The organism is Rhizobium sp. AC44/96 (assembly GCF_001692185.1).
In the GTDB taxonomy this organism is placed as follows: domain Bacteria; phylum Pseudomonadota; class Alphaproteobacteria; order Rhizobiales; family Rhizobiaceae; genus Rhizobium.
This window is the reverse complement of record NZ_LXKO01000001.1, coordinates 234887-260435: the sequence shown is the minus strand read 5'-3', so window position 1 is coordinate 260435 and position 25549 is coordinate 234887. Positions and strand designations below refer to the sequence as shown.

At 61.9% G+C, this 25549-nt stretch carries 26 protein-coding genes; 16 read left to right on the top strand and 10 right to left on the bottom strand.

Annotation, left to right across the window (positions count from 1 at the left end; translation table 11 throughout):
* Positions 1 to 3 precede the first annotated feature (3 nt).
* Positions 4 to 1023: a sensor histidine kinase gene (locus A6U87_RS01250; RefSeq protein WP_065689428.1), complete on the top strand. Its 1020-nt coding sequence runs from the start codon at positions 4 to 6 to the stop codon at positions 1021 to 1023.
* Positions 1024 to 1188: 165 nt separating this feature from the next.
* Complete coding sequence (locus A6U87_RS01245) at positions 1189 to 1560, top strand: hypothetical protein (protein WP_065689427.1); 372 nt, start codon at positions 1189 to 1191, stop codon at positions 1558 to 1560.
* A gap of 11 nt (positions 1561 to 1571) precedes the next feature.
* Here the strand turns inward: A6U87_RS01245 and A6U87_RS01240 are convergent, their stop codons facing one another.
* Positions 1572 to 2855, bottom strand: a complete 1284-nt coding sequence (locus A6U87_RS01240) for a cystathionine gamma-synthase family protein (protein WP_065689426.1) — start codon at positions 2853 to 2855, stop codon at positions 1572 to 1574.
* 125 nt (positions 2856 to 2980) lie between these two features.
* Between A6U87_RS01240 and A6U87_RS01235 the strand changes: the two genes are divergently transcribed.
* From A6U87_RS01235 to A6U87_RS01215, 5 genes are all read left to right on the top strand, one after another.
* A complete protein-coding gene (locus A6U87_RS01235; protein WP_065689425.1) occupies positions 2981 to 3457 on the top strand; it encodes an Lrp/AsnC family transcriptional regulator in 477 nt (158 codons plus the stop codon).
* 51 nt (positions 3458 to 3508) lie between these two features.
* A complete protein-coding gene (locus tag A6U87_RS01230) occupies positions 3509 to 4195 on the top strand; it encodes a DNA-3-methyladenine glycosylase I (RefSeq protein ID WP_065690199.1) in 687 nt (228 codons plus the stop codon).
* Between the two features lie 79 nt (positions 4196 to 4274).
* Positions 4275 to 4976: an SDR family NAD(P)-dependent oxidoreductase gene (locus A6U87_RS01225; RefSeq protein WP_065689424.1), complete on the top strand. Its 702-nt coding sequence runs from the start codon at positions 4275 to 4277 to the stop codon at positions 4974 to 4976.
* A 343-nt stretch (positions 4977 to 5319) separates the two neighbouring features.
* On the top strand, positions 5320 to 9117 hold the full coding sequence (locus A6U87_RS01220; RefSeq protein ID WP_065689423.1) for an SEL1-like repeat protein: 3798 nt from the start codon (positions 5320 to 5322) through the stop codon (positions 9115 to 9117).
* A 166-nt stretch (positions 9118 to 9283) separates the two neighbouring features.
* Positions 9284 to 9922: a TerC family protein gene (locus tag A6U87_RS01215; protein ID WP_065689422.1), complete on the top strand. Its 639-nt coding sequence runs from the start codon at positions 9284 to 9286 to the stop codon at positions 9920 to 9922.
* A gap of 1 nt (position 9923) precedes the next feature.
* Here the strand turns inward: A6U87_RS01215 and A6U87_RS01210 are convergent, their stop codons facing one another.
* Positions 9924 to 10514, bottom strand: a complete 591-nt coding sequence (locus A6U87_RS01210; protein ID WP_065689421.1) for a DUF922 domain-containing Zn-dependent protease — start codon at positions 10512 to 10514, stop codon at positions 9924 to 9926.
* A 264-nt stretch (positions 10515 to 10778) separates the two neighbouring features.
* On the opposite strand from A6U87_RS01210, the gene A6U87_RS01205 reads away from it, so the two are divergent.
* The 4 genes from A6U87_RS01205 (at position 10779) to A6U87_RS01190 (ending at position 14004) form a co-directional block, all read left to right on the top strand.
* Positions 10779 to 11702: a sulfite exporter TauE/SafE family protein gene (locus A6U87_RS01205; RefSeq protein ID WP_065689420.1), complete on the top strand. Its 924-nt coding sequence runs from the start codon at positions 10779 to 10781 to the stop codon at positions 11700 to 11702.
* Positions 11702 to 12508: a TIGR02186 family protein gene (locus tag A6U87_RS01200; RefSeq protein WP_065689419.1), complete on the top strand. Its 807-nt coding sequence runs from the start codon at positions 11702 to 11704 to the stop codon at positions 12506 to 12508. Before A6U87_RS01205 ends, A6U87_RS01200 begins: the two co-directional genes overlap by 1 nt.
* Before the next feature lie 119 nt (positions 12509 to 12627).
* On the top strand, positions 12628 to 13209 hold the full coding sequence (locus A6U87_RS01195; RefSeq protein WP_065689418.1) for a transglycosylase SLT domain-containing protein: 582 nt from the start codon (positions 12628 to 12630) through the stop codon (positions 13207 to 13209).
* Between the two features lie 126 nt (positions 13210 to 13335).
* Positions 13336 to 14004, top strand: a complete 669-nt coding sequence (locus A6U87_RS01190; protein WP_065689417.1) for a hypothetical protein — start codon at positions 13336 to 13338, stop codon at positions 14002 to 14004.
* Between the two features lie 172 nt (positions 14005 to 14176).
* Here A6U87_RS01190 and A6U87_RS01185 read toward each other — a convergent pair whose 3' ends face one another.
* The 4 genes from A6U87_RS01185 to A6U87_RS01170 form a co-directional block, all read right to left on the bottom strand.
* The gene (locus tag A6U87_RS01185) at positions 14177 to 14398 is read right to left on the bottom strand and encodes a DUF2798 domain-containing protein (protein WP_065689416.1); all 222 of its coding nucleotides are present in this window, start codon (positions 14396 to 14398) and stop codon (positions 14177 to 14179) included.
* Positions 14399 to 14616: 218 nt separating this feature from the next.
* Positions 14617 to 15345: a ligase-associated DNA damage response endonuclease PdeM gene (gene pdeM / locus A6U87_RS01180; protein ID WP_198928648.1), complete on the bottom strand. Its 729-nt coding sequence runs from the start codon at positions 15343 to 15345 to the stop codon at positions 14617 to 14619.
* Positions 15346 to 15364: 19 nt separating this feature from the next.
* Positions 15365 to 17875, bottom strand: a complete 2511-nt coding sequence (locus A6U87_RS01175; RefSeq protein ID WP_065689415.1) for a ligase-associated DNA damage response DEXH box helicase — start codon at positions 17873 to 17875, stop codon at positions 15365 to 15367.
* A 169-nt stretch (positions 17876 to 18044) separates the two neighbouring features.
* Positions 18045 to 18800 carry an ABC transporter substrate-binding protein gene (locus A6U87_RS01170; RefSeq protein WP_065689414.1) on the bottom strand — a complete coding sequence of 252 codons (756 nt, stop codon included), beginning with the start codon at positions 18798 to 18800 and terminating at the stop codon, positions 18045 to 18047.
* A gap of 183 nt (positions 18801 to 18983) precedes the next feature.
* On the opposite strand from A6U87_RS01170, the gene A6U87_RS01165 reads away from it, so the two are divergent.
* On the top strand, positions 18984 to 19484 hold the full coding sequence (locus A6U87_RS01165; protein ID WP_065689413.1) for an Rrf2 family transcriptional regulator: 501 nt from the start codon (positions 18984 to 18986) through the stop codon (positions 19482 to 19484).
* 24 nt (positions 19485 to 19508) lie between these two features.
* Positions 19509 to 19970, top strand: coding sequence for a carboxymuconolactone decarboxylase family protein (locus tag A6U87_RS01160; protein ID WP_065689412.1), 462 nt, complete (start codon positions 19509 to 19511; stop codon positions 19968 to 19970).
* Between the two features lie 54 nt (positions 19971 to 20024).
* On the opposite strand, the gene A6U87_RS01155 is transcribed toward A6U87_RS01160, so the two are convergent.
* Both A6U87_RS01155 and A6U87_RS01150 read right to left on the bottom strand, forming a co-directional pair.
* A complete protein-coding gene (locus tag A6U87_RS01155) occupies positions 20025 to 20660 on the bottom strand; it encodes a YitT family protein (RefSeq protein WP_065689411.1) in 636 nt (211 codons plus the stop codon).
* A gap of 217 nt (positions 20661 to 20877) precedes the next feature.
* Positions 20878 to 21810 carry a methyltransferase gene (locus tag A6U87_RS01150; RefSeq protein ID WP_065690197.1) on the bottom strand — a complete coding sequence of 311 codons (933 nt, stop codon included), beginning with the start codon at positions 21808 to 21810 and terminating at the stop codon, positions 20878 to 20880.
* Between the two features lie 145 nt (positions 21811 to 21955).
* On the opposite strand from A6U87_RS01150, the gene A6U87_RS01145 reads away from it, so the two are divergent.
* Genes A6U87_RS01145 through A6U87_RS01135 form a run of 3 tightly spaced genes read left to right on the top strand, consistent with a single transcriptional unit; the run spans position 21956 to position 24107 of the window.
* Positions 21956 to 22222, top strand: a complete 267-nt coding sequence (locus A6U87_RS01145) for a DUF6460 domain-containing protein (protein ID WP_065689410.1) — start codon at positions 21956 to 21958, stop codon at positions 22220 to 22222.
* Position 22223: 1 nt separating this feature from the next.
* Complete coding sequence (locus A6U87_RS01140) at positions 22224 to 22721, top strand: CAP domain-containing protein (RefSeq protein WP_065689409.1); 498 nt, start codon at positions 22224 to 22226, stop codon at positions 22719 to 22721.
* 39 nt (positions 22722 to 22760) lie between these two features.
* The gene (locus A6U87_RS01135) at positions 22761 to 24107 is read left to right on the top strand and encodes an MATE family efflux transporter (protein ID WP_065689408.1); all 1347 of its coding nucleotides are present in this window, start codon (positions 22761 to 22763) and stop codon (positions 24105 to 24107) included.
* Here the strand turns inward: A6U87_RS01135 and A6U87_RS01130 are convergent.
* Positions 24083 to 25171, bottom strand: coding sequence for a quinone-dependent dihydroorotate dehydrogenase (locus A6U87_RS01130; protein ID WP_065689407.1), 1089 nt, complete (start codon positions 25169 to 25171; stop codon positions 24083 to 24085). The genes A6U87_RS01135 and A6U87_RS01130 overlap by 25 nt on opposite strands.
* Complete coding sequence (locus A6U87_RS01125; RefSeq protein ID WP_065690196.1) at positions 25168 to 25521, bottom strand: DUF952 domain-containing protein; 354 nt, start codon at positions 25519 to 25521, stop codon at positions 25168 to 25170. Before A6U87_RS01125 ends, A6U87_RS01130 begins: the two co-directional genes overlap by 4 nt.
* Positions 25522 to 25549 lie beyond the last annotated feature (28 nt).

Here is a 25549-nt window from a genome sequence, read left to right as displayed (position 1 = left end):
TCTGTGCGCATCCTTTATGTCGATGATGATCCAGCCCTTGCCCGCCTTGCCACGCGGGTTCTTGCGCGCAGTGATTTCGAAGTCGTTCACGCTCCATCGATCTCGGTGGGTCTGGACCTGTTCACCAGTGAAGACTTCGAAGCCGTCGTCCTCGACCACTACTTCGAGAGCCAGACGGGCCTGACCTTTCTGGAAGCAATCGCGGAGAGCGGAAAGCAGACGCCGGTTCTCTATGTGACCGGATCCAGCGACGCCGACGTGGCAATCCGGGCATTGAAGGGAGGCGCGGCCGACTACGTTGTCAAGACGGCGACCGACGACTTCTTTCCTCTGCTCGTCAGCGCGCTCAACCAGGCGCTGGAAAATGCGCGGCTGCGCAGCGAGAAGGAAGAAGCCGACCGCCAGCTCGTCGTCGCGAAGGAGCGAGCCGAGCTGCTGCTTGCGGAGATGAACCATCGCATCGCCAACAGCCTGTCGCTCGTCTCCGCAATGATCCGCATGCAGATGCAGATCGCCAAGACGGAGGAAACGAAGACGGCGCTGAACGAGACGCAGAACCGGATCACGGCGATCGCAGGCGTCCACCGCAGCCTCTACACGTCGGAGAATGTCGGCGAGGTCCAGCTCGATGTCTACCTCGGGCCGTTGCTGGCCGAGCTTCAGAGCGCCAACGCGTTCGCGCGCGGCATCTCGGTACAGTCCGATCTCTGTCAGGTCTCTACGTCGGCGGACAAGGCTGTCGCGCTCGGCATCATCCTGATCGAACTGGTGACGAACGCGATGAAATACGCCTATCCCTCCGGAACAGGCGATGTCCGCATCACGCTTCGCACAGAGGGCGATGGCGCGGTTCTCTCGGTGGAAGACGATGGCGTCGGATACAACCGAACGAGCGGGCCAAAAGGAACGGGGCTCGGCACGAGGCTGATAAACGCCATGGCCACCACACTCGGCGCCGAATTGACCTTCGGGCATGACGGTCGATCCTCCGGCACGCACATCGCCATTCACTGGCAACAATAGCGCAAGGCACTGCCCTCGCCCGCAGCCCGGGAGGCACCGCGAGCCAGCGTTGCCAACGGGACACCAAATCATTCCTTGAAAATCGTGCGTGGCCGTTTGCTTCTTTAGCAAGACACGCTAGATTTCGCTGGCTAACTGACGAAATAGCCTGGGAGGAGCGATTTCATGAGACGGACTTGGCCCGAAGAGTTCAACTCCATCCTGAACAATGCGGAAGAGGTCACGATAGACCTACCTCCGATCGAGCACGAAGACGGATCGCGCAGCGAAGCGATCAGCCGGAAAGCGCTCAAGGTTCGCATTGCGATGGAGGACTACGAACGCATCTGGCCGCTGGCCGAAATGCGTTACAGGCTCGATGGAAAGCGACAGGGCAAAGCGATCACGCTGATCACGACCAACCCGCATTATCACCGCTGGCACCCGGCGGATGGCGGCAGTGTCGACAACGTCGCCGATAGCGGGCGGCACTACACGACCAAATATCTGGTCGTGCATTTCCTGCTCGACGACGTGAGGGAAACGGCGGCGGCCTGAGCCGCCTCCCCTCATGCAACATCCAGCGCCTGGGCGAGATCCGCTATCAGATCGTCCGGGTGCTCGATGCCGATCGACAGGCGGATGGTTGATTCCAATACGCCGATGCGCTGACGCACATCGGCCGGCACACCCGAGTGGGTCATTGTGGCCGGGTGGCTGGCCAGCGATTCCGTGCCGCCGAGGCTGACGGCCAGCTTGAATATCTGCAGCGCGTTCAAGAACTTGAAGGACGCCGCCTGACCACCCTCGATATCGAATGAGAATGTCGAGCCGGCACCCGTGCATTGGGCGGCAAAGGTCCGCCCCAGCGGAGATGCCGGGTCGTGGTACGGTAGATAATGGATCGTCTCCACCTTCGGGTGGGCGTGCAGGTAGTCCGCGACGGCCTGGGCATTGCTGTTTGCCCGCTCCATGCGCAGTTGCAACGTTTCCAGCGAGCGCCCAAGCATCCAGCAGGAATGCGGATCGAGCTGCGTGCCGATCGCGCCACGCAAAGCCTTCACCTGCTTCATCACCGCCTTGGCGCCGAGTGCCGCGCCCGCGATCAGGTCCGAGTGGCCGCCGACATATTTCGTCAACGAATAGAGCGAGATGTCGGCGCCATGCTCGATCGGGCGCTGGAAGACGGGGCCAAGCAGCGTATTGTCACAGGCGATGATCGGCGTGTGTCCCTGCTTCCGTCCGATCGCATCCGCGACGCGGCGGATCATCGCGACATCGACGAGGTTGTTGGTCGGATTGGCCGGCGTTTCGATCAGGATCAGCGACACCCGCCCCTTGACCATCGCCGCCTCCGCGGCGGCCTGCACGGATGCCTCGCTAACCCCATCGGCAAAGCCGACGGCAGCCACACCCAAATTGGCGAAGGTCTTCGCCAGGAGCGTTTCGGTCCCGCCGTAGAGCGGCTGCGAATGCAGCACGGCATCGCCGGGGCGGACAAAGGCGAGCAGCGTCGTGGCGATCGCCGACATGCCTGATGAAAACAGCACGCAGCTTTCCGTCCGCTCGTAAACGGCAAGACGGTCTTCGACGATTTCACTGTTGGGATGATTGAAGCGGGAATAGACAAGCCCCGCGCCGGTGCCTGCCGGCGGCTCACGCCGACCCGAGACATAATCGAAGAAGTCTCGCCCATCCTCGGCGGATCTGAAAACGAAGGTCGACGTCAGAAACACCGGGGGCTTGACCGCACCTTCCGACAGCTCCGGATCGTAGCCGTAGTTCAGCATCTGTGTTTCGGGATGCAGTGCATGGTTGCCGATGTGCGTTTTGGAGGGATGCGGTGCGGTCATGGTCGTCTCCAGCGTTGAGAGATACGTATGAGGCCTCAAAATTATATCAGAATGCGAAGGCAGTTCTTGCTATTTGGAGCGCGTGTGCGCTTATCGGAGCAATTTATTGCGGGAAGAGGAAACAGATGACGCAGAAAATTGCAGACGAAACGGACCGGCGCATCCTGCGGGAACTGGAAGCCGATGCGCGCATCGCGAACAATGAACTGGCCGAACGCGTCGGCCTTTCCGCCTCTGCCTGTCTTCGTCGGTTGCGCCGTCTGGAGGAGGCCTCGATCATCCGAGGCTACACAACGGTCATCGATCCGGCCGTCGATGGCTGGACGATGACGGCGCTCGCTTCGATCCGGCTCAGCCGCCAGCACGAGGATGAAATCCGGATGTTCGAGGAGGCCGTGCGCCAGTGGGACGAAGTTCTCGAGTGCCATCTCGTCACCGGATCACGCGATTACGTGCTCAAGGTGATGAGCTCCGGCTTGGAGGACTACGAGCGTTTCATCAAGGAGAAGATCGCCCGATTGAAGTGCGTCGACACGATCGAGACGAGCTTTGTGATGAACACGATCAAGGCGCGGAGGGTTCAGCGGGAAAGCGCGGCCTAGATCAGCGCAGCTCGAACAACGGCCGTTGAGTGGTGAGGAGGACAGATGAAGGTGGTCGATTTCGAAGTGATCCGGCAACGCGCGGAGGAGCGCAAGGGCGGCGCGGCAGCGCTGCAAGCGATGCTGCCGCCGCTTGCCGATCACGACAAGCTCCGGGCGATGACGGATGACCGGATCCTTGCGGAAATGACGCGGCGCGTCTTCTATAGCGGCTTCGTGCGGCAAGTGATCGACAGCAAATGGCCGGGTTTCGAGGACGCGTTTTCCGGTTTCGATCCGGCCTTTCTGAACATAGCGCCGGACGACTACTGGCACGATCTCACCTCCGACAGCAGGATCATCCGCAACGGCGCGAAAATCATCGCGGTACGCGCCAATGCTGCCTTTGTTCGGGAACTGGCCAATGAGGCTGGCAGCGCTGGCGTATTTTTCGCCGAATGGCCGAGCGCCGACCATGCCGGGCTTCTCGAACTGCTGAGCAAGCGCGGCAGCAGGCTCGGTGGACTGGCGGGCCAGTACTTCCTGCGCGCGATCGGGCGCGACTGCTTCATCCTGACAGGCGATGTGCTTGTCTGCCTCAGAGACGCCGGCGTTGCGCTTTCGCAAACCGGCACCGCCAAGAAGGATCTTCAACTCGCACAACAGGTTTTCGCCGAGTGGTCGGCGCAATCGGGATTGTCGCTGAACCACCTTTCGAGAATTGCCGCCTATTCCATCGACGCGCCTGGGCACCCCTGAGGTCTTTTTTGCATCGCGTCTGGTTCCACAGCGCTCCGATGCCTAGGTGTGAGAGAAATGGATCAGGAGGAACGCGACCATGACAGACTTTCCCTACAGCACGGCGCTCATCGTGGGTGCCGGTTCCGGCGTCAGCGCTTCGTTGGCGCGCCTGCTTGCGGCACGCGGTGTGAAGGTCGCCCTGGCGGCGCGCAACGTCGACAAACTGGCGGCATTGGCGGCTGAAACGGGCGCGAAGACGTTTGCGACCGACGCGGCGCAACCGGCCTCCGTTGCGGCCCTCTTCGAGCAGGTGACTGAGGAGATCGGCGAGCCTGATGTCGTCGTCTACAATGCCAGCGGCCGGGTGCGCGGCCCCTTGACGGAACTCGATCCGAAGGAGGTCGAACAGGCGCTCGCCGTCGGCGCGTTCGGCGGTTTTCTGGTGAGCCAGCAGGCAGCGAAACGCATGGTCCCACGCGGTCGCGGCGCCATCCTGTTTACCGGGGCGACGGCCAGCATAAAGGGTTTCGCTCAATCCGCGCCGTTTGCGATGGGCAAATTCGCGCTTCGCGGTCTGGCGCAGAGTGTTGCGCGTGAACTCGGCCCCAAGGGCATCCATGTCGCGCACTTCATCATAGACGGAGCAATCCGCTCGAAGACGCGGCCGGAAAGCCCCGACAAGCCGGACGCAATGCTCGATCCCGATGCGATCGCACAAAGCTATGTAGATGTCCTGCTGCAGCACCGGAGCGCGTGGTCGCAGGAAATCGAGTTACGACCCTGGACTGAAAGCTTCTGATAGATGCTCCGCTGGTTTTGCGCGCCTGGATTGTGCGCGCAATCCCAACACCCGATTTCCGTCCGAAAATCGGCTGAAACTCACCAGAAGTTAAAGAAATCTCACGCCGGTTAACGGGTTGTTTACCACGTTTCGTGAAAGGTGCCGATTGAGCATTGGCGACCTGCGTTCATTTTTTCAAGTCTCGCGTTTTGTGCATGTCGCTACTCCGTACAGGTTGAGGAAAGCCTAATTGATTATTTCCTCATGGACGGGGCTCTCTGGTCCGCAGTGATGCGGGCGCTGACGGAAAAGCCAATGATCGACCCTGACGAGGGTTCGGACAGACGAAGCGAGCAAGAAGATGAACGGATCGCGATCAAATTCCCCACGGCATTCCGACAGGGCGTCGCTCGATGCACTGAACCGCACGATTGAAGGACTTGAGGCGAGGATCGAAGGATTGATCGGTAGCGGCGTCCGCGATCAGCGGCCACGCGCACCGTCCCCGGTCGCCGAACGCGAAACCTACCCCGACACCTACGGGCAACGTGCCCCCTTGGCCGCAGCCGCGGCGCGACCCGATCCGCTTGCCGAGATCCGTCAGCGCCAGCGCACGATCGAGGCCAGCCGCGAACGCCCGGTTCTTCGCGAACCGGCACCCTATGCCCGCGAGCACGCACCCTACCAGGAACCTGCAAGACCGGTTGCACCCGCGCCGCAGCGTCCGGCACCTGCAATGCAGCAGCCGGCAGCACCCGCGAGCCGCGCCTCCGAAGACACCATGACCGAGATCGCGCAGGCACTCGTCAATCTGCGCCAGGATCTCAAGCGTGACATCTCCGAGGGTGTTACCCGCGAGATGAATGCGTTGCGCAACGAGCTGCGCGAGATCAAGACAAGCGCCGCCGACGGGCATTTCGTCGAAGACATCCGCGCCGACATGGGGCGTCTCGCGGAAAGCATCAATGTTCTTGCAGGCCGCTCCAGCACCACCGAAACGCAGGAACTGCGTGGCGAATTCGAAGAACTGCGGTCACTGATGGATGGACTGGCGCGCGAAGATTCGCTGCGCCACATGGAAAACCGCTGGGACGGCTTCGAAAACCGGCTCCATAACCTCGACACATCGAGCCTGCAGGAAGAACTGGTCTCGCTTGCCTACCGCCTCGACGATATCAAGCGTCACATCGGCGGCATGGGCGAGAGTCCCGCCGTGCGTGCACTGGAAGACAAGCTGATCTCCATCGCAACGGTGATGGAACAGTTCGGCAGCATGATCCAGCCGCATGATCGCGTCATGTCCGAGCAGTTCGCAGCTGTCGACACCCGACTTGACGAAATCAGCCGGGCGATCGCCGCCTCCGGTCGTGCCGCCAACACTGGCGATCCGGCGCTGATCCACCGCCTCGAAGGCCGTCTGAACGGACTGGCTGATCAGATCGAGCTGATGGGCCAAAGCGTGGCGAGCCGCGCGGCACCGACCGAGCACCTAGCCGACCGGCTCGAAGCGCTGACGATGCGCGTCGAGGAGCTTGCCAACGCCGAAGCGACCTCCCGTCTCGACGAACGGCTGCAGCACCTTTCCCTGCTCCTCGAGCAGAGCCAGAGAGCTGCCCCGCAGCCGGAGCTGACCGGAGCGCTTGCCGACATCTCCCGCAAGATCGACGCGCTTGAGACGGGCTCGGTCAACGATGCGCTTGCGCAACGGCTGGACTATCTTGCCCGCCGGATCGACGAAATGGAGTTCCAGCCACTGCAGCCGGTTGCGGCGCCCATCGACGACGGCGCGTTCCGCCGGATCGAAGGCCGCCTCAGCGATATCGCCGCGCGCCTTGAAGAAAGCACCGCGGCGCCTGCCACCGATACCGCTACTCTGCGCAATCTCGAAGACCAGATCGCGCACCTCTCCTCGCTGATGAGCGAGCCGCGCCCGAGCGCCGAGATGCCTGCCGATCTGGATCGCCGCATGGGCGCGATCGAAGACTACATGGCAACCAACGACGAATACATCATCGAGGCGGCCCGCCAGGCGGCGGAGACGGTCGTTCAGGCCTATGCGCGCAACGGCAGCGCAGCCGGCAGCTCGGCTGGCGTCGACATATCCGCGCTCAATGCGCTGGCCGACGATCTGCGTCATCTCGAAGACCTCAGCCGTAGCAGCGAAGAGCGCACGCACAAGACGTTTCAGGCTCTGCACGAAACGCTGGTCCAGATCGCCGATCGGCTCGACGACATGGAGAGCGGTGCCACACGGCATGCTCCGAGAATGCCGGTCGCCGATGTCGACTTCAACGTCGATCCCTATTCGCTGGTGCCGGCGGGCGCTGAAGAGGCAGAAAAGCCGGCCGTGTTCGGAACTCGCGGCACGGTGCAGCAGCCCACCCGTACGGAGGTTGCCGCTGCGCCGGTCATGACGGCTACCGAGACAAGCGCGATCGCGATCGAAGCAGCAACGAAGTCCGCGACTGCGGCGCCTGCGCCGGCGTCCAAGGGAAGCCTGCTCGCAAGCCTCGGCAAGCGCCTCATTCCCGCGAAGAAGGCCAAGGCGAGCGAGCGGACCGTTATCGATCCAGCCCCTTCGATCGATCCCATCGACGTGATGCCGCCTGAAGCTGCCAACGAACCGCTGGAGCCAGGCTCCGGCGCGCCCGACGTGAAGAAAATCCTGGAGCGCGTTCGCGCCAGCCAGAACGCAGCACGGACGAGCTCGAAGCCGGTCAGTGAAAACGAGCGTGCGGACTACATCGCCGCCGCGCGCCGGGCCGCGCAGGCCGCTGCAATGGAAGTGGATTCGGATTCGAAAGCAGGCGTGGCGAAGAGTGGCAAGAAGGCTGCGCAAGCCGATGCTGGCAAGGGAGGCGCCTTTGCACGCTTCCGTCGCCCGATCCTCCTGGCTGTCGGCGCCGTTCTGCTCGCCATCATGGCATTCCCGCTTGCCCGCACCCTGACGCATGGCGAGCCGACCCCGTCGGTCGAAGTCGCGACAGTGACCGACGCCGGCAAAATCGCGCTTCCCGCCGACAGCGAAACCGCGCCGGACCAGAGCCAGGCTGCAGCACCGGTAGCTCCTTCTGCTGAACCCGCCGCCGCGCCGCAGACGCCAGTTGCCGCAACGGAACCTGCATCCGTCCCGGCAACAGCGGACCATCTGACCGAAGCTGCGCCGCTGAACGGCGATGGCCCGACGGCCCTTGCGCCCTCCGGTGCGCCACAAGACGCCTCGGCATTCGTGCCTGCCGACGCTGCGCCAAAGACCGCTGCGCTGGAAGCCTCGGCACCGACGATCGCCGTGCCAGACACCATCCAGCCGAAGTCGCTCGCGGATGCAGCAAAGAGCGGCGATGCGCTGGCGCTATTCGAAATCGGCGCACGCTATAGCGATGGCCACGCTGGCGTGACCGCGGATCCCAAGGAAGCCGCGGGCTGGTACCAGCTTTCCGCCGACAAGGGCTTCGCACCGGCGGAATACCGCCTCGGTAACCTTTATGAGAAGGGCACTGGGGTCGATCGCGACATCAACAAGGCCAAGACGTATTACGAGCAGGCTGCCAATCAGGGCAACGCCAGCGCCATGCACAATCTTGCCGTTCTCTACGCCTCCGGCGCGCTCGGTCAGCAGGATTACACGGCGGCAGCGAACTGGTTTACCAAGGCCGCCAACCTCGGCGTCACCGACAGCCAGTTCAACCTCGCCATTCTCTGCGCCCGCGGCAACGGCGTCGCGCAGGACCTGACGGAATCCTACAAGTGGTTCGCAATCGCTGCAAAGGGTGGCGACAAGGACGCGTCGCAGAAGCGTGACGAGGTCGCCAACGCGATGAAGCCCGACCAGCTCGAAAAGGCGCGCGCCAAGGCCGATCTCTGGAAGGCGGAGCCGCAGGACGCCAAGTCGAACACCGTCGATATCCCCGATGAATGGGCCGGCACCGGTACCAAGACATCGTCGGTCGACATGACCAAGGCAATCCGCAACATCCAGGCGATCCTGAACAACAACGGCTTCGACGCCGGCAAGCCGGATGGACAGCTGGGCGCAAAGACGGTTGCCGCCATCAAGAGCTTCCAGAAGTCGATCGGCCAGGAGCCCAGCGGCCGGATCAACGACGAAACGGTGAAGGCTTTGCTCGAGCGCAACAAGGGACCGGCGACGAAAGCCTGAGCCCTCGGATAACCGCTCATCGCTGAGCGCGGGCGAAACAGCCCGCGCTTTGCGCCCTCGGCAGCAAATCTTTCCCAAGCGCCCCTGACGGCACTTGATCCGCAACCAAGCGATCATCTATGCGTTGGGCGGGGATGGCGTTTGCAAACACCAGGGATGCTGCAGCATGGAAATTTTTACCTCCGCCGGATTGCTTGCTCTTCTGCAAGTGGTCCTGATCGATCTCGTCCTTGCCGGCGATAATGCGGTGGTCATTGGGCTGGCTGCAGCGGGACTGGCGCCCGAGCAGCGCAAGAAAGCCATCCTGGTCGGCATCCTTGCGGCCACGGTCCTGCGTATCGGGCTCGCCAGCGTCACCGTTCAGCTTCTCGACATCATCGGCCTGCTGCTCGCCGGCGGGATCCTGCTGCTCTGGGTCTGCTGGAAAATGTGGCGTGAACTTCGCGCCGGCGAAGCAGAGCACGCCGCGGACGGGGACAGCGACAGCGCCCAGGCACCACGGAAGACGTTCTTTCAGGCGGCGACCCAGATCGTCATTGCCGACGTATCCATGTCGCTCGACAACGTGCTGGCTGTTGCCGGCGCGGCCCGCGAGCATCCGACGATCCTGGTGATTGGCCTCATCCTGTCGATCGCTATGATGGGTATCGCGGCGAACTTCATTGCACGCTTGCTGAACCGCTATCGCTGGATCGCGTACATCGGTCTGGCGATCATCGTCTACGTCGCCCTGCACATGATCTATCGCGGAGCGCTGGAGGTATGGCCGCATGTCGCGCCGGCCGCCGCAGCGATCGGCGGCTAAATCAAGGTCCGTTCACAAGCGCGAGGATGAGCTGGCGGATATTTCCGCCTTCGCTCATCTCCACACGATCGAATTCGCGGCTGCGCTCACGCTGCCGCGCCGACAGTTCGCCGAGACGCTTGGTAAGCTCGACCCTTATCTTCCGGCAGTCTGCATCATCGGCGACCGACAAACCGACACTCACGGCCTCAATCTCTCGAACCATGTCCTTGATGTGATCGCCATGGACGTGTTCATGCTGGGCGATGCCGGTGATGAACCGCTCCCAGCTGGCGCGTGTCGGCGCCGGCAGCGTCTGGGCCGGCTTGGGCAGGGTGTAGGTGATGATGAGCTTGGGCCGCGCCGAAACCAGAACACACGCGCCGGCCTGAGGCTCGTACTTCCGCGTCCATGTCAGCTTGAAGGTCGTATGGGCGATGGTACGCCCCCTGCCGTCGATCGAAGGTCCCCGCTCGCCGATCGAAGCGTAGAGCGCAGCCCCCGATGCACCGGAAATCGCGTATGGCTTTACCTCTTCAACGGCCTTCCATTCCGCCGATGCTGCGATCGGGACCGCGGAAAAAGCCGCGACTAGGCACAACCGAAAAGACATTCTCAAGCACAATCCCCATCCGCCGACGCACAACTGATCGAACCTATCGATCTGCTCTTTCCTGTTCAACTCTCGCGGCGATGTCAGCCCTGTCACAAAACCTGAAAAAAGCCTGATTGGTCGGGAGTGATCATGTACGCCGATCAAGGGCAGCCCATGTCGCTTATCGAAAGCCTCTGGCAACGATTTCAAGTTATCATGCGGCAAATTCAAAGGCATGACTAAGACTGCCCGTGGGGGGCAGATCATCATTCGGGGCCGCCTGTGACAATCTATCTGCCCATTGCGGAATTGTCGGTGAACATTTTCATCATTCTCGGCATGGGCGCGGCTGTCGGCTTCCTCTCGGGCATGTTCGGCGTGGGCGGCGGCTTCCTGATCACGCCGCTGCTGATCTTCTACAACATTCCCCCCGTCGTGGCTGTCGCCACCGGCGCCAACCAGGTGGTCGCATCGTCCATATCAGGCGCGATCACGCATTTCCGACGCGGCACGCTCGATGTGAAGCTCGGGACGGTGCTGCTGATCGGCGGTCTATCGGGCGCCACCGTCGGCATCTGGATCTTCTCGCTGCTGCGGCGGATCGGGCAGCTCGACCTGTTCATCTCGCTGCTCTACGTGGTCTTCCTCGGCACGGTGGGCGGACTGATGTTGCTCGAAAGCGTCAATGCCATGCGCCGGGCGGCAAAGAACGTGCCGCCTGCGGTGCGCAAGCCCGGGCATCACCATTGGGTACATCGCTTGCCGCTGAAGATGCGGTTCAAGAAATCCAAGATCTTCCTCAGCGTCATTCCGATCATTGCGCTCGGCTTTGCGATCGGCATCCTGACATCCGTCATGGGTGTCGGCGGCGGCTTCATCATGGTGCCGGCGATGATCTACCTGCTGCGCATCCCGACGAATGTCGTGGTGGGAACCTCGCTGTTCCAGATCATCTTCGTCACCGCCTATACGACCGTGGTCCAGGCCGCGACGAACTTCTCCGTCGATATCGTGCTCGCGTTCATTCTGATGGTTGCCGGCGTCATCGGCGCGCAATACGGCGTGCGCGTCGGGCAAAAGCTGCGCGGCGAACAATTGCGCGCCCTGCTCGGCCTGCTCGTGCTTGCGGTCGGCCTGCGTCTGGCTGTCGCGCTGGTGGTAACGCCGGCCGATATCTATTCCGTCGTCATGGAAGGCGGGCACTGATGCGCCTTCGCCTTCTCTCCATGCTCTTTCCTCTGATGCTGCTGGCGGAAACCGCCGGCGCGCAGATGATGCTGCCCGGCCAGGCGACACAAACGATCGCCGAGGGGCTGGAGATCGGCACGTCGACCAGCGAAATCGCCATCACATCCGACTTCCACGGCGCGGACCTGACGATCTTCGGCGCCGTGACCAACACCGACAGCCTGCTTTTGGCGATCGGCCAGTACGATGTGGTCGTCGTGCTGGAAGGACCGCGCGAGGACGCGACGGTGCGCCGGAAGGAACGCGTCTTCGGCATCTGGATCAACACGCGATCGATGACCTTCGAGTCCGTGCCGCATTCCTATTCGATGTCGAGTTCGCGAATGCTCGACGACATCACCACGCCGCTTGATCTGACGGACCAGGGCATAGGCATCGACCATATTCCGCTGACACCGATCGGGTTTGTCGGCAATGCCAGCAATCTCGGCGACTTCCGCCAGGCCTTCAGGCGGCTGCAGGAAAAAGGCGGGCTCTACGACCGCGATCCGAGCGGCGTGCGTTTCGTCAGCTCCAACCTGTTCAAGGCGAGCCTGCGACTGCCGGCGAACATCCCGAATGGCGTGCATACCGTCCGTGCCTATCTCTTCAAGAGCGGCACCTTCGTGACCGAAAAATCCGTTCCGCTTCGGGTCATCAAGACGGGCATCGAGCAGACAATCACCGACGCCGCGCATGAACAGCCGATCGCCTACGGTCTCTTTGCCGTCTTCCTCGCGCTGCTGACCGGCTGGGGCGCCAGTGTCGTGTTCCGCAAGGATTGAGCCAATCGCACGGCCTGCCAGACTCTTGCCGCCAGACGGACACGTGTTCGCCATTCTCTAAAAACCGACCATTAACATTTACAAGTTAGTAATCTCTCTGAATTGAGAGGCTTCCTGTAATGCGTATCCGTACCCTTCTCGCCCTTGTGCTACTGGCACTCGTCGCCAGCTGCGCGACAGCTCCCCGACAAACGCGAAACATTTGCGCCGTCTTCGATCAGCGTGATGGGCTGTTTACGAACTGGCAGCGCGCGGCCGAGCGGACAGAGAAAAAATACGGCGTACCGGTCCCGATCCTGATGGCGACGATGTATACGGAGTCCGGCTTCCAGCCGAATGCGCGACCACCCCGCACCAAGCTCTTCGGCTTCATCCCGTGGACACGGCCTTCCACCGCCTACGGCTACTCGCAGGCGCTTGACGGGACATGGGACCACTACCAGTCGGCAACGGGAAACTGGGCTGCACGACGCACCAATTTCGCCGACGCGATCGACTTCATCGGCTGGTACCACTCACAGAACAGCCAGATGACCGGCATTCCGCTCAACGATGCGTATCGCCTATACCTCGCCTATTACTCCGGCCCGAAGGGATACATGCGCGGCGACTGGCAATCGAACCCACAGCTGCAGAAGACCGCGCAACGGTTCGCCAACATGGCCGCCACCTACCATCAGCAGTTGCAGGGGTGCAACTGAGCAAACCTTCAGTCCATTGCAACCATTGACATCTTTTGCGAGTAATTATACTCGATACCCTCATAGGTTTATTTCTGGCGGGATTGATGTATGATGCAGGCCAGCTGACGATCCAGAGGGGATCCCATGGTCGAGATCATCATCGAATTGACGCGTTTTGCCTTGGACCAACTCAAGCAACTAGACCCGAGACTGAGTTCAGCAATCCTGAGTTTGGTCGTCATAGCGCTATTGCTTTTCATCTGGGGACCCAAAGCGCGCCCGCCATCCGTTCTCCGGCCGCCCGAAACGCTGGATTCGCCAAATCCCGTCGCTGCCGACACGGAATCACTCCTAAGCGAAATTGAGCGGTTGAGGAAAATCGCCAAAGATCAACAAGAGGAACTAGAGCAAAAGCTCGTTCCTCACTTTTCGCCGATAGAACACGTTTATTTCAACAGCAACGGAATCACTAATTCCGTTTTCGTTCTGGTCGTCGCTCTTCTCATATTCGAGTACACAACTCTGGCTGATCGAGCCAAGTTGCTTCTTGATAAACTGGCTGTCTCGGCACCACAGAAGGCATTTGTCACAAGCATCTCAAGCCAGTTGATACCGAGCATCGAAAGAGAAGTTGCGATGCTGTTGGCAGCGCTGGCGGTTATGGTGGTCTTCTGCACCCTTGTCGTATTGATCGGCAGGGTCAAAATCGGACGCTCGATCGAGATTATCAATCGCTCGTTCCAACTGTCTTTGTTGATTGCCCTGATCGTCTTTATGGCGATAGCAATTCCGTTGAGCTTGCCCAACCAGTAGCAACCAACAGAACTGAGAACCCAACCGAGTAGATAGGATCGTGCGCCCACGCGGGGGCGCGATGAGCGACGGCCGCTGCGCGTGAAAACGAACACACGTCGGTGACGACGTGTCGCCGGCGGACGAATTTCTCGCGCCGGCGCACGTAGCGAAAGGTTATAGGCGGCGGGGTCTATTTCCCCGTTATCCGGCAGGCGATCGTGAAGGAGAGCTTGCCGACAATCAGCGACAGGCAGAAGGCGACAGGCCAGGCGATGACGAAGGCGTGGGACCATTCATGCAGCCATTGGCTCGTCAGTCCCATATGAAGGAAGCCAAAGAAGCCTGTCATGCAGAAGGCCATCATCCCGGATATCATGATCTGAGCTATCAGAATTGTCTTCGGATCGGTCATGTTCTCTCCACGTTGCCAGGTGGAGCGTGCTGAAAGATGGTCTTTCACGTCACAGCACCACCCTTGATCAAAGGTTTGGTGCCGTGGGTTCGCGTCAGCGACTAATTCTCGCGCGTGGCGAGCGCCGGAATAACCAACCGGCCTAGAATTTCTCGGCGATTTCGAAATAGCCGACTGCGCCGAATTGTCAACGGTGGCCCGTCGAACCGGCAGGGCCCTTACCCGACCAGATTTCCGAACCGGACGGAATAGATGCGATCGCGCCCGAGCAGATGCGCGACGAGCTGCGGCTGGTCGAACAACCCCTTCATCGCCTTGTGGCGAAGATCCAGGCCGCCGCTCATAACACCGAAAGCCGGCATCAGCAGGCGGGCGCCATCCGTGGCAAAGCATGGCCGGCGAACGGATTTTTCGCGCCGGCGCACGGTAGCGGACGGGTGCAGATGGCCGGCGATCTCGCCGCTCTGCAGGCCGCTTTTCGGTTCGTGCCGGAAGGTCAGCCCGCCATAATGCAGTTCATCGGTCGAAGAGCCGGGCAGATCGACGGTCCCATCGGGGTCGTGATTGCCGTTGATCCAGATCCATTCGCGCCCCCGCGCCATATCGACGATGCGCGACCTAAAAACCTCAGGGAGATGGGCCGAGCCGATACGGTCATGGAAGTTATCGCCGAGCGAGATCACGAGCTTCGGATCGTAGCGCGCAATGACGGCCGACAGCACCGTCAGCGTCGCCAGCGTGTCATAGGGCGGCAGCATCATGCCGCGCCGAGCGAAGGCGGCGCCCTTTTCCAGATGCAGGTCGGAAACGACGAGAACAGCGGCATCGGGCAGATAGAGGGCGCCGAGTGGATCGCAAACGGCGGCAACCCCGTGCACGGTCGTCTCAACGCCCGGCATGGCTGCCACTCCGTTCAGTTCTCGCGCCAGCGCCAGCCGGTTGATCACGTCATTCTGTTCCTCGTTCTTACGCCAGGGCTTCGGCGATCAGGTCGTCCGCTGCTTCCGCCAGCACCGCGTCGTGGGCCTCCCCATGCACCGGCTCCTTGCCGATCTCCAACATCACGGGCACGGCCAGCGGCGAGATATGCTCCAGCGCGCGGTGGGTGATGTGCCCCTTGATTCGCCTCAGCATATCGCCAAGCCGGCCGATGTCCAAAAGCCCGGTCGCCGCATCCTGGCGCGTCGCCTGCAGCAGGATGTGGTCGGGCTCATGGGTACGGAGAACGTCGTAGATCAGATCAGCCGAAACCGTCACCTGCCGACCGCTCTTTTCCTTGCCCGGGTGCCGGCGCTCGATCAAACCCGCAATCACGGCGCAATTGCGGAAGGTGCGCTTCAAAAGGAAGGATTCGTCGAGCCAGCTTTCGAGGTCGTCGCCCAGCATGTCCTCGTCGAAGAGGTCGGATAGGCTGAGGCGGCCACTTGATATCATCCTGCCCATATCCTCGAGCCCCCATATGCCGAGCGAGTAATCGGTGGCGACGAAGCCGAGCGGCTTGGCGCCGGCGCGTTCCAGCCGGCGGGTGAGGAGCATCCCGAGCGTCTGGTGCGCCAGCCGCCCCTCGAACGGGTAGGCCACCATGTAGCAGCGGCTGCCGCGCGGGAAGGTCTCGATCAGCAGCTCGTCGCGCTTGGGCAGGATCGATTTCTCCTTCTGGATCGCCAGCCAGTCGCGCACCTGATCCGGCAGCCGGTGCCAGCGATCGGGATCATCAAGCATCGAGCGCACCTGATCGGCAAGATAGGTGGAAAGCGGAAACTTGCCGCCGGCATAGGAGGGGATCTTCGGGTCATTGGAATAGGCCTGGCTGGCCAGCGCCTCGTTCTCGCGGATCCCCTCGAAGCGCAGCACCTTGCCGGAGAAGATGAAGGTGTCGCCGGGCGAAAGCTGCTCGAAGAAGTATTCCTCCATCTTGCCGAGCGTGGCGCCACCGCGACCGATGCGGCCGCCCTCGCCGCGCTTCACCATCTTCAGGTTCAGCATCGGGCTTTCGACGATGGTGCCGAGGTTCAGCCGGTATTGCTGCGCGACCTGCGGATTGGAAACGCGCCAGCGTCCTTCCTTGGTCTTGCGGATGCGGGCATAGCGCTCATAGGTGCGTAGCGCATAGCCACCGGTGGCGACGAAATCGACGATCCGCTCGAAGGTCTCCCAATCGAGATCCGCATAGGGTGAGGCGCTGACCACCTCGTCATAGAGCTCCAGCATATCGAAGGGTTCGGCGCAGGCCATGCCGAGCACATGCTGGGCGAGCACGTCGAGCGCGCCGCGCCCCACCGGCGGGGTGTCCTGCGCGCCGAGATAGTTGGCGTCGAGCGCTGCCTGGCACTCCATCACCTCGAAACGGTTGGCGGGAACGAGGATCGCCTTGGATGGCTCGTCCATCCGGTGGTTGGCGCGGCCGATGCGCTGGGCCAGCCGCGACGCTCCCTTAGGCGCGCCGACATGGATGACGAGATCGACATCGCCCCAGTCGATGCCGAGGTCGAGGGTCGAGGTGGCGACCACTGCGCGCAGCCGGTTCGCCGCCATCGCAGCCTCCACCTTGCGGCGCTGACCGACATCGAGCGAGCCGTGATGCAGTGCGATCGGCAAATTCTCCTCGTTGACCGTCCAGAGTTCCTGGAAGAGCATTTCCGCCTGGCTGCGGGTGTTGACGAAGAGCAACGTCGTCTGATGGTCGATGAGTTGCTTGTAGACGTCCGGGATGGCGTATCGCGCCGAGTGACCGGCCCAGGGAATGTGTTCCTCGGTCGAGAGGATCGAGATATCGGGCTTGGCGCCGCCTTCGACGGTGACGATGCCGGCGTGGCGTTCCTGCCCCTGCTCCTGCGCCACCAGCCACTTCTGCAAGTCCATCGGCTCGGCCACCGTCGCCGAAAGGCCAATCGTCTGGAGATTGGGCGCAAGGCGTCGCAGCCGTGCCAATCCGAGCGACAGCATATGGCCGCGCTTGGAGCTGACCAGCGAATGAAGCTCGTCGAGGACAACGTATTTCAGGTCCTTGAAAAAGCGTTCCGCCTCCCGGTTGGCGAGCAACAGCGCCACCTGCTCGGGCGTGGTCAGCAGGATGTCCGGCGGGTTGAGCTTCTGGCGCTGACGCTTGGCGATAGGCGTATCGCCGGTCCGGTTCTCGACCGTGACTGGCAGGCCCATTTCCTCGACGGGCTTCATCAGGTTGCGCTCGATATCGACGGCCAGCGCCTTCAACGGCGAAATGTAGAGCGTGTGGATGCCGGTGAAGGCCGAGCCCGGCGGAATCTTGCCGCGACGCGTCAGATCGGTCAGTGACGGCAGGAAGCCCGCGAGCGTCTTTCCGGCGCCGGTGGGCGCAATCAGCAGTGTGCTTTCGCCAGCCTCGGCGCGCGCCAGCAACTCGAGCTGATGGACGCGCGGCCGCCAGCCTTTTTCCGCGAACCAACGGGTGAAAGGTTGAGGCAGGAGAACACTGGCTTCGGAATCGATCTGGTCCACGACGCTAAAGGTAGTGCACCACGTGGCAAAATAGAATGGCGCGGCTATGGGAACTGTCGCGCGTTAGATGGCGGCGGGTTGGCAAACCACGACCCCAGACCAAGCCTTGGGAGCTTACAGTCCAGGAAGTACGGAGACCGATGGCCTCCGCACGACGATCGACAAGCGATCAGTAGATGTCGAAGGGGAAGTACTTCTTGGTGATCTTCTGGTAGGTGCCGTTGGCCACCAGCGCATCGATCGCCTTGTTGAAGCGTTCCTTGAGTTCCGTGTCGCCCTGACGGATTCCGATGCCGGCTTCGGTCGCCGTTCCGGGAACGTCGCCCAGCAGCTTGCAGCAATCCTTGCCGGCCTTGTTCAGCCAGTCCACGACCACGAACTTGTCGGAGATCAGCGCGTCCATGCGGCCGTTCTGCAGGTCGGCAACAGCCTCGTCCTGCGTCGGATACATCTTGGCTTCCGCGCCGCCCTTGGCGTAGACGTCGTTCAGATAGTCGGCCTGGGTGGTCGATGCCTGGGCACCGACGATCTTGCCCTTCATGTCCTCGACGCTCACGCCCTTGAGCGGGCTGTCATTGGGAACAGCCACGGCGAGCGGGGTGGTATAGTACTTGTTGGTGAAGTCGATCTGCTTCTTGCGCTCTGCGGTGATGCTCATCGAGGCGACGATCGCGTCGTACTTCTTGGCGAGCAGGCCGGGGATGATGCCGTCCCAATCCTGGGCGACGATCGTGCACTTTGCCTTCATCTCCTCGCACAGCGCATTGGCCATGTCGACGTCGAGACCCTTCAGGCTGCCATCCGATTCAACGTAGTTGAAGGGAGGGTATGCGCCTTCGGTCGCGATCCGGATGGTATCCTCCGCTGAGGCCAGATGCGTCGCTGCGAGCAGTGCGACGGCGGCCACAAAAATCGTCTTTTTCATGCGGTTCCCTTTTGGAATGTTTTTAGCTTACGGGACGACTTTACCGAATCCGTGCCGCTTCACAACCCCGCAAGGTAAAGTCCAACGGCAGCAGAAGACCGCTCCGTGCGGCTACCGGGAAACAGGTCTTGACAAGATTTCATATCGTAGATATTTTTTATCCACGAATTGAGGAGGCATCTCATGAAACTCGGCGACGGCGTCGAACAGGCCATTCACAGCGTTGCGATGCTGTCGGGATTGTCCAAAGGCGGCGTGCTTTCCGCTGCGGCGCTGGCGGAGTTTCATGGCGTATCAACCAGCTATCTGCTGAAGCATCTGCAGGCGCTTTCGGGCGCCGGCATTCTGGACACCGTGCCCGGCCCGAAGGGCGGATATCGGTTGGCGAGGCTCCCGCAGGAGATCACGCTTCTTGATATCGTGCTTGCCGTCGAAGGTCCGGCACCGGCCTTCCGCTGCAACGAGATCCGTCAGCGCGGGCCGAACCCGGTCTCGGATCGTTTCTTTGCCAAGCCGTGCAACATCTCGGCTGCCATGTTGCGGGCGGAGCGCGTCTACCGCGCCGAGCTTGCCAAGACCACCGTTGCCGATCTCGGCGCCGAACTGGCGGAGATCGACGACGGCTCCATCGCCGCACGAAGCTGCGCCTTCCTGCAAATTCATGAACGTAGAACGGCTCGCTGAGCCCAGACAAAGAGGAGACTGCCCATGCAACCGCGTTTCAATTTCGCCAAGGCTTCGCCAGAGTCCTACAAGGCTGTTGTCGCTCTGGAAGAATTCGTCCAGACCTCGGGCCTGGAGCGGCGTTTCATCCACCTCATCAAGCTGCGCGCATCGCAAATCAACGGCTGTGCCTACTGCGTGGACATGCACGTGAAGGAAGCCCGGCACGACGGTCTCAGCGAACAGTGGATCAACCTGATGTGCGTCTGGCGTGAATCGCCTGTCTACGATGCCCGCGAACGCGCCCTGCTCGGATGGGTCGATGCCGTCACGAAGATCGCAGAGACCGGCGCTCCGGATGCCGACTTCGAAGCCCTCAAGGCGCATTTCAGCGAAGAGGAGATCACCAAGATTACCGTCGCGATCGGGGCCATCAACGTCTGGAACCGTCTGGCGGTCGGCTTCCGCTCGCAGCACCCGATCGACAAGCCCGCCAAGGCCGCCTGAGCTAGACTACCGGATCGACCGACGTTCTCCCCGCAAAACGGGGAGGACATCCACTCAGAGCGCGATGTAGCGATCGGAACGGTGATTGATGGTGAGGAACAGGTTCAGAACGACGGCGCCGAGAACCGAATAGAACACCACCGGCGGCGTGGTGACGAAGAAGGCAGCCGCAAGCACGCACATGTCGACGGCCAACTGAACCAGACCCGCGCGGATGCCGAAGCGCTCCTGCATGTAGATGCCGAGAATGCCGACGCCGCCCAGGCTGGCGCGGTGACGGTAGAGCGCGAGAAGACCGAAGCCGAGCAGCAGACCGCCAAGCAGGGCGGCCCAGGCCGGATGAATAGCGGCAATGCTCATCACCTTTGGCTGCAGGCTAGTCAGCAGCGACGTCAGCCCGATGGCAATGAAAGTCTTCACGGTGAAGGAGACGCCGAGCCGCTTCCACGAGAGATAGAAGAACGGCAGGTTGAGCAGGAAGAAGGCCAGGCCGAAATTCACACCGAAGGCGTAATGCAGCAGAAAGGCGACGCCAGCGGTGCTGCCGGTCAGCAAACCGGCACTGGCCAGAAAATAGAGGCCAAGCGCGGCAATAAGGCTGCCCGAGAAGATGCCCTGCACGTCTTCCACAGGTGTGTGACGCGTGGCTGTCGTATTCCAGAAACCAAGGGCATTGATGAGCTGTGTCATGTCGTTAGTCCCCGACGGCAGACGAGTTCAAGAGCGCCCGAGGAAGCCCGAGCGGCACGGAATGGAAATGATGAAATGCTGCCGGGCCTGCTTTTGCGTTCTTTCAAACGCATGTGCTCTTCGGCGTGTGGCCTGAATTATCAGGCGCTTTCGCGGCTTTTTCAAGCGAAATACGTAAGCAAGGCTGACCTATTGCGAGTTCGCAAGAAACGTTCGTTCACGCCGTTTTGTGCGTAAGGAACAGAATGCCGAAAATGACATTCGCGCCATCTTTACGAATGGGCGTTTTGGTAACCGCGACGACTTGCAGGCTGTGGCGCTCGCAGAGCTGACGCACATAAGCCTCCGAATGCGCGTAGCGCAGGGAAGGCTTGAGCTCGAAGCCATCCCCATCGCCGGCATCCTCGACGGAAAAGGCGAAGTCGGCACCGGAGGCCGCTAGGGCCACGACAGCATCGAAAACAGTTTCGAGATTGCCGAGATACATCAGCACATCGGCCGCAGTGATCAGATCCGCGCGGTGCTCGCCAGCGTCCAGGAAGAGACCGGTTGCCTCGGGCGCGAGCGACAGATCGGCTTGCGCCAGATTGTCGTAGACGTGCTTTTCCTCCGCCTTGGCCAGCATGTTCTGCGAGAGGTCGAAGCCTTCAAGACGCGCCACCCGGTCGCGTATTTCCGGCCCGAGCAAGCCGGTGCCGCAGCCGAGATCGACCGCGAGCGTGTAGTGCCGCTCCTTCGACGCGATCAGCGTCGCGAGCTTCTGCGGCACGCTGTAATCCAGCTTTTCGACCAGCGAGGTTTCGAACCGATCCGCATAGTCGTCGAACAGGCGCTCGACATAGCTGCTGGGCGGCTGGTCCGGGGTGGCGATATCGCCGAGAAGCGCCAGCTTAAGTTCGGCACCGAAAATATCCTCGGGGCCGAGATCGAGCGTGCGACGGTATGCGTCGATCGCGCCGGATTTATTTCCGGCCTTCTCACGGTAGCCTGCCAGACGATACCATCCGGCTGCCCAGCCCGGTGCCAGCTCGAGCGCCTGCTCCATCAACTCGGCAGCGGCATCCGGCTCTCCGCCCTCGTCGAGCATCTTGGCATAATCGGCGCGGCGATCGGCAATAACATCGCCTGAGGTGAGCTGGTGCGGCTGCATGATGGGGACCTGTTGGGACGGCACGCATTTGGCGGCGGCCACAAAAAAACTCAAGTCCTATTTCAGAGGCAGAGGCGCCAGCTCTGAAAAAGGCTTGCGAGCAACGATTCGCGCCCGTATTTCAGGGATAAACAGGAGATGGCGCATGTCCGATCAGGTGAACAAGTTTCTGGGCGACTCGCTCGGCCGTACGTTGATCAAGCTTTTGGTCGTGTCGCTGATCGTCGGCTTCATCATGGCCGTGTTCGGCTGGGCGCCGCTGGATTTCGTCTACGGCCTCCGCAATTTCGTGCAGGAAGTCTGGCATCGTGGCTTTGCCGCCCTCGGCCGCGTCGGCGATTATCTGTTGCTCGGTGCCACCGTGGTCATTCCGATCTTCCTCCTCATCCGCCTCTTCAACTATCGCAGGTAACATGAGCTCCATCGATCTTTCACGTCGTAACCTGCTGCGTCTGTCGGGCCTCGCGCTGGTCGCCGGCGTTGCCAGCTGCGCAACGGCGCCGCAGACGCCCTCCACGCCGTCGGACGGCGAGGACCAGACGGCGGCCGCCCTGCCCCTTGTCAACCAGCTGCGCGCCAAGAACGGCTTGCCGCCGCTCTCCATCGATCCCGCCGCGACCGCGGCAGCCCTCTACCAGGCCAAGCGCATGGCAGCGGCAGGCAAGATGAAGCACGTGATGGGTATCGGCGATGGCTTCGGCCCGCGCGTCAAGGCGAGCGGCGTGCAGCTTCCGGCCGCCGAAAACATCGCCGCCGGCCAGCAATCGGTTCCAGCCGTCGTGACGGCCTGGATCAACTCGCCGCATCATCTCGAAAACATGCTTGGCCGCTATACCGGCCTCGGCGTCGCGCTGGCGCATAATCCGGCTTCCAAAAACGTGCCATACTGGGCAATGGTGCTTTCCAGCTGAGGCGATTCTGCCTCCCCTTAGAGGCAGGCCCTTCAAGAGATGGACACGCACGGCAGCGAAAACAGGCTGGCATTCGATGTGACGCACCGGCTGGTGCTTTCCATCGCGATACCGATGACGCTCGGTTTCATGACGACGCCGCTGCTCGGTCTCGTCGATACCGGGGTTGTCGGCCATATGGGCCAGCCGGACGCGCTCGCGGGCCTTGCGATCGGCGCCATGCTCTTCGATCTCATTCTCGGCAGTTTCAACTTCCTGCGCGCCTCGACGACCGGGCTGACGGCTCAGGCCTACGGACGGCGCGATCAGCATGCGCAGCAGGGTGTCTTCTGGCGGGCGCTGATCTCGGCGGTGGGTTGCGGCTTAGCGCTGCTCTGTCTGTCGCCGCTGCTGCTTGCCGCGGGCCTCAAGCTCATGGGGCCGGAGAACGCGGTCGCGCAGGCGACCAGCACATATTTCTCGATCCGCATCCTCGCCGGCCCGGCAGCGCTCGCCAACTATGCCATTCTCGGCTTCGTGCTCGGCCGCGGCCAGGGAACCATCGGCCTGCTGCTGCAGACGATCATCAACGGCATCAACATCGTGCTCGCCATCTTCCTGGGGATCTGGCTCAACTGGGGCGTTGCCGGCGTCGCATGGGGCACCATGGTCGGCGAAACCGTCGGCGCGCTGGTCGGCCTTTTCATCGTGCTGCGCGGTTTCAACCGAGCCGACCGGCCGAAACGCGTAGAGATCTTCTCCAGGCATCGGCTGGGCGAGCTTTTCGCCCTCAACCGCGACATCCTGATCCGGACCTTCGTCCTGCTGGCAGCGTTCACGATCATGACGCGCATCGGCACGAGCTTCGGCGCCGTTACGCTGGCGGCCAACGCCGTGCTGATGAACTTCTTCCTGCTGTCGGGCTATTATCTCGACGGGCTTGCCAACGCCGCCGAGCAGATCACCGGAAGGGCGATCGGCGCGCGCTATCGGCCGGCCTTCGACCGCGGACTGAAGCTGACGGCGATCTGGTCCTTCGGCCTCGCAGCCATCATTTCCATTTTCTTCCTGATCGCCGGTCCCTGGCTGATCTCGGTGCTGACCACCTCGCCCGAGGTTCAGCAGACGGCGGAAACCTACCTGCCGTGGGCGGCGGTCACCGGCCTTACCGGCGCGCTGGCCTTCTTGATGGATGGCGTCTTCATCGGCGCAACGTGGTCAAGCGACATGCGCAACCGGATGCTGATGTCGTTTGCGGGCTATCTGCTCGCTCTTGCGATCTTCGTGCCGCTTTTCGGCAATCACGGCCTGTGGCTGGCGATGAACGGCTTCCTGCTGTTTCGCGGCTTCTTCCTGGCAATGCTGGTAAAGCCGCGCGCCGATCAGACGTTTCGCGCGGCCCAGTAATCCATCTTCGTGTCGCGGAACTCGCGGATCGAGGCAGCCTTCTCAAGGTTGAGCAGCGTCGACAGGCCACGGACGATCTGGGCGGGAAGCCCCGGTCCCTCGTAGACCATGCAGGAATAGAGCTGGACGAGATCGGCGCCCGCCCTGATCTTTTCCATTGCCGTTTCCGCCGACGACACGCCGCCGACACCGATGATCGGCAATGCCGGGCCGACGCGCTTGCGGATCTTGGCGAGCACCGCCGTAGACTTCTCGAACACCGGCTTGCCCGAAAGGCCGCCGGCTTCCTTTGCCTGCTGCTGGTCCTTGAGGCCATCGCGGGAGAGCGTGGTGTTCGACACGATCAAGCCATCGAGCGCATGCGACAGCACCTCGGCAGCGATGTCGTCCATTCCCTCCTCCGTGAGATCCGGCGCGATCTTCAGGAAGACAGGCGTCTTCCTGCCTGATTTCGCCGCCTCTTCGTCACGCGCGGAAAGCACGGCCGACAACAGGGCGGAGAGGCTCTCGCGCGCCTGCAGGTCGCGTAGACCCGGCGTGTTGGGCGAGGAAATGTTCGCGGTGAAATACCGCGCGACCGAATAGAACCGACGGATACCCTTCACGTAGTCATCGATGCGATCGGCGCTATCCTTGTTGGCGCCGATATTGACGCCGATGATGCCATTGCCCCGGATCGGGGAGAGGCGCGCAAAGGCCACTTCATGCCCCTCGTTGTTGAAGCCGAGGCGATTGATGACCCCCTCGTCCTCGACCAGACGGAAGATGCGGGGACGCGGATTTCCAGGTTGCGGCTTCGGTGTCACCGTGCCGATTTCGGTAAAGCCGAAACCGATCTTCAGCAACGCTTCCGGAACTTCGGCGTTCTTGTCGTAGCCTGCCGCCATGCCGAGCGGATTGGCGAAATCGATGCCCGCAACGGTCTGGCGCAGGCGCGGATCAGCAGCCAGCGCGCAGGCGGGTACGAGGCCGGACCTGAGGGCCGCGATCGACATGCCGTGTGCCGTCTCGGGGTCGAAAAGGAAGAGACCCTTGCGGGCGGCATGCTTGAAGAGATCGATCATGGCTGAAGGTCCGGAAATATGTGGTGGCCGGCGCTATCCAACGGCAGCGGCTTTTCCCAAAGCACGGCCGAAAGCGGCAGGTCGGCATAAAGATGCGGAAAGAGAGCGCCGCCTCGGGACGGCTCGAAGACCAGCTTGTCACCCAGCTTCCCGCCGTCGATTGCGACCAGCAGCAAGCCAGCCTGGCCGGCGAAGTGGAGCGCGGCTGTCTGCTTGGCCTGATCTGCCGTCGAGAAATGAATGAAGCCGTCCGTCAGGTCGATGGCGGCGCCTCGGAACACGCCGCTCTCGCGGGCCTCCTGCCAGAGCGTCTCCGTCACGATCTTGTAAAGCGTGGGTGTCAGGGTCATGATGGCCTCATGAATGGCTGGTCTTTCC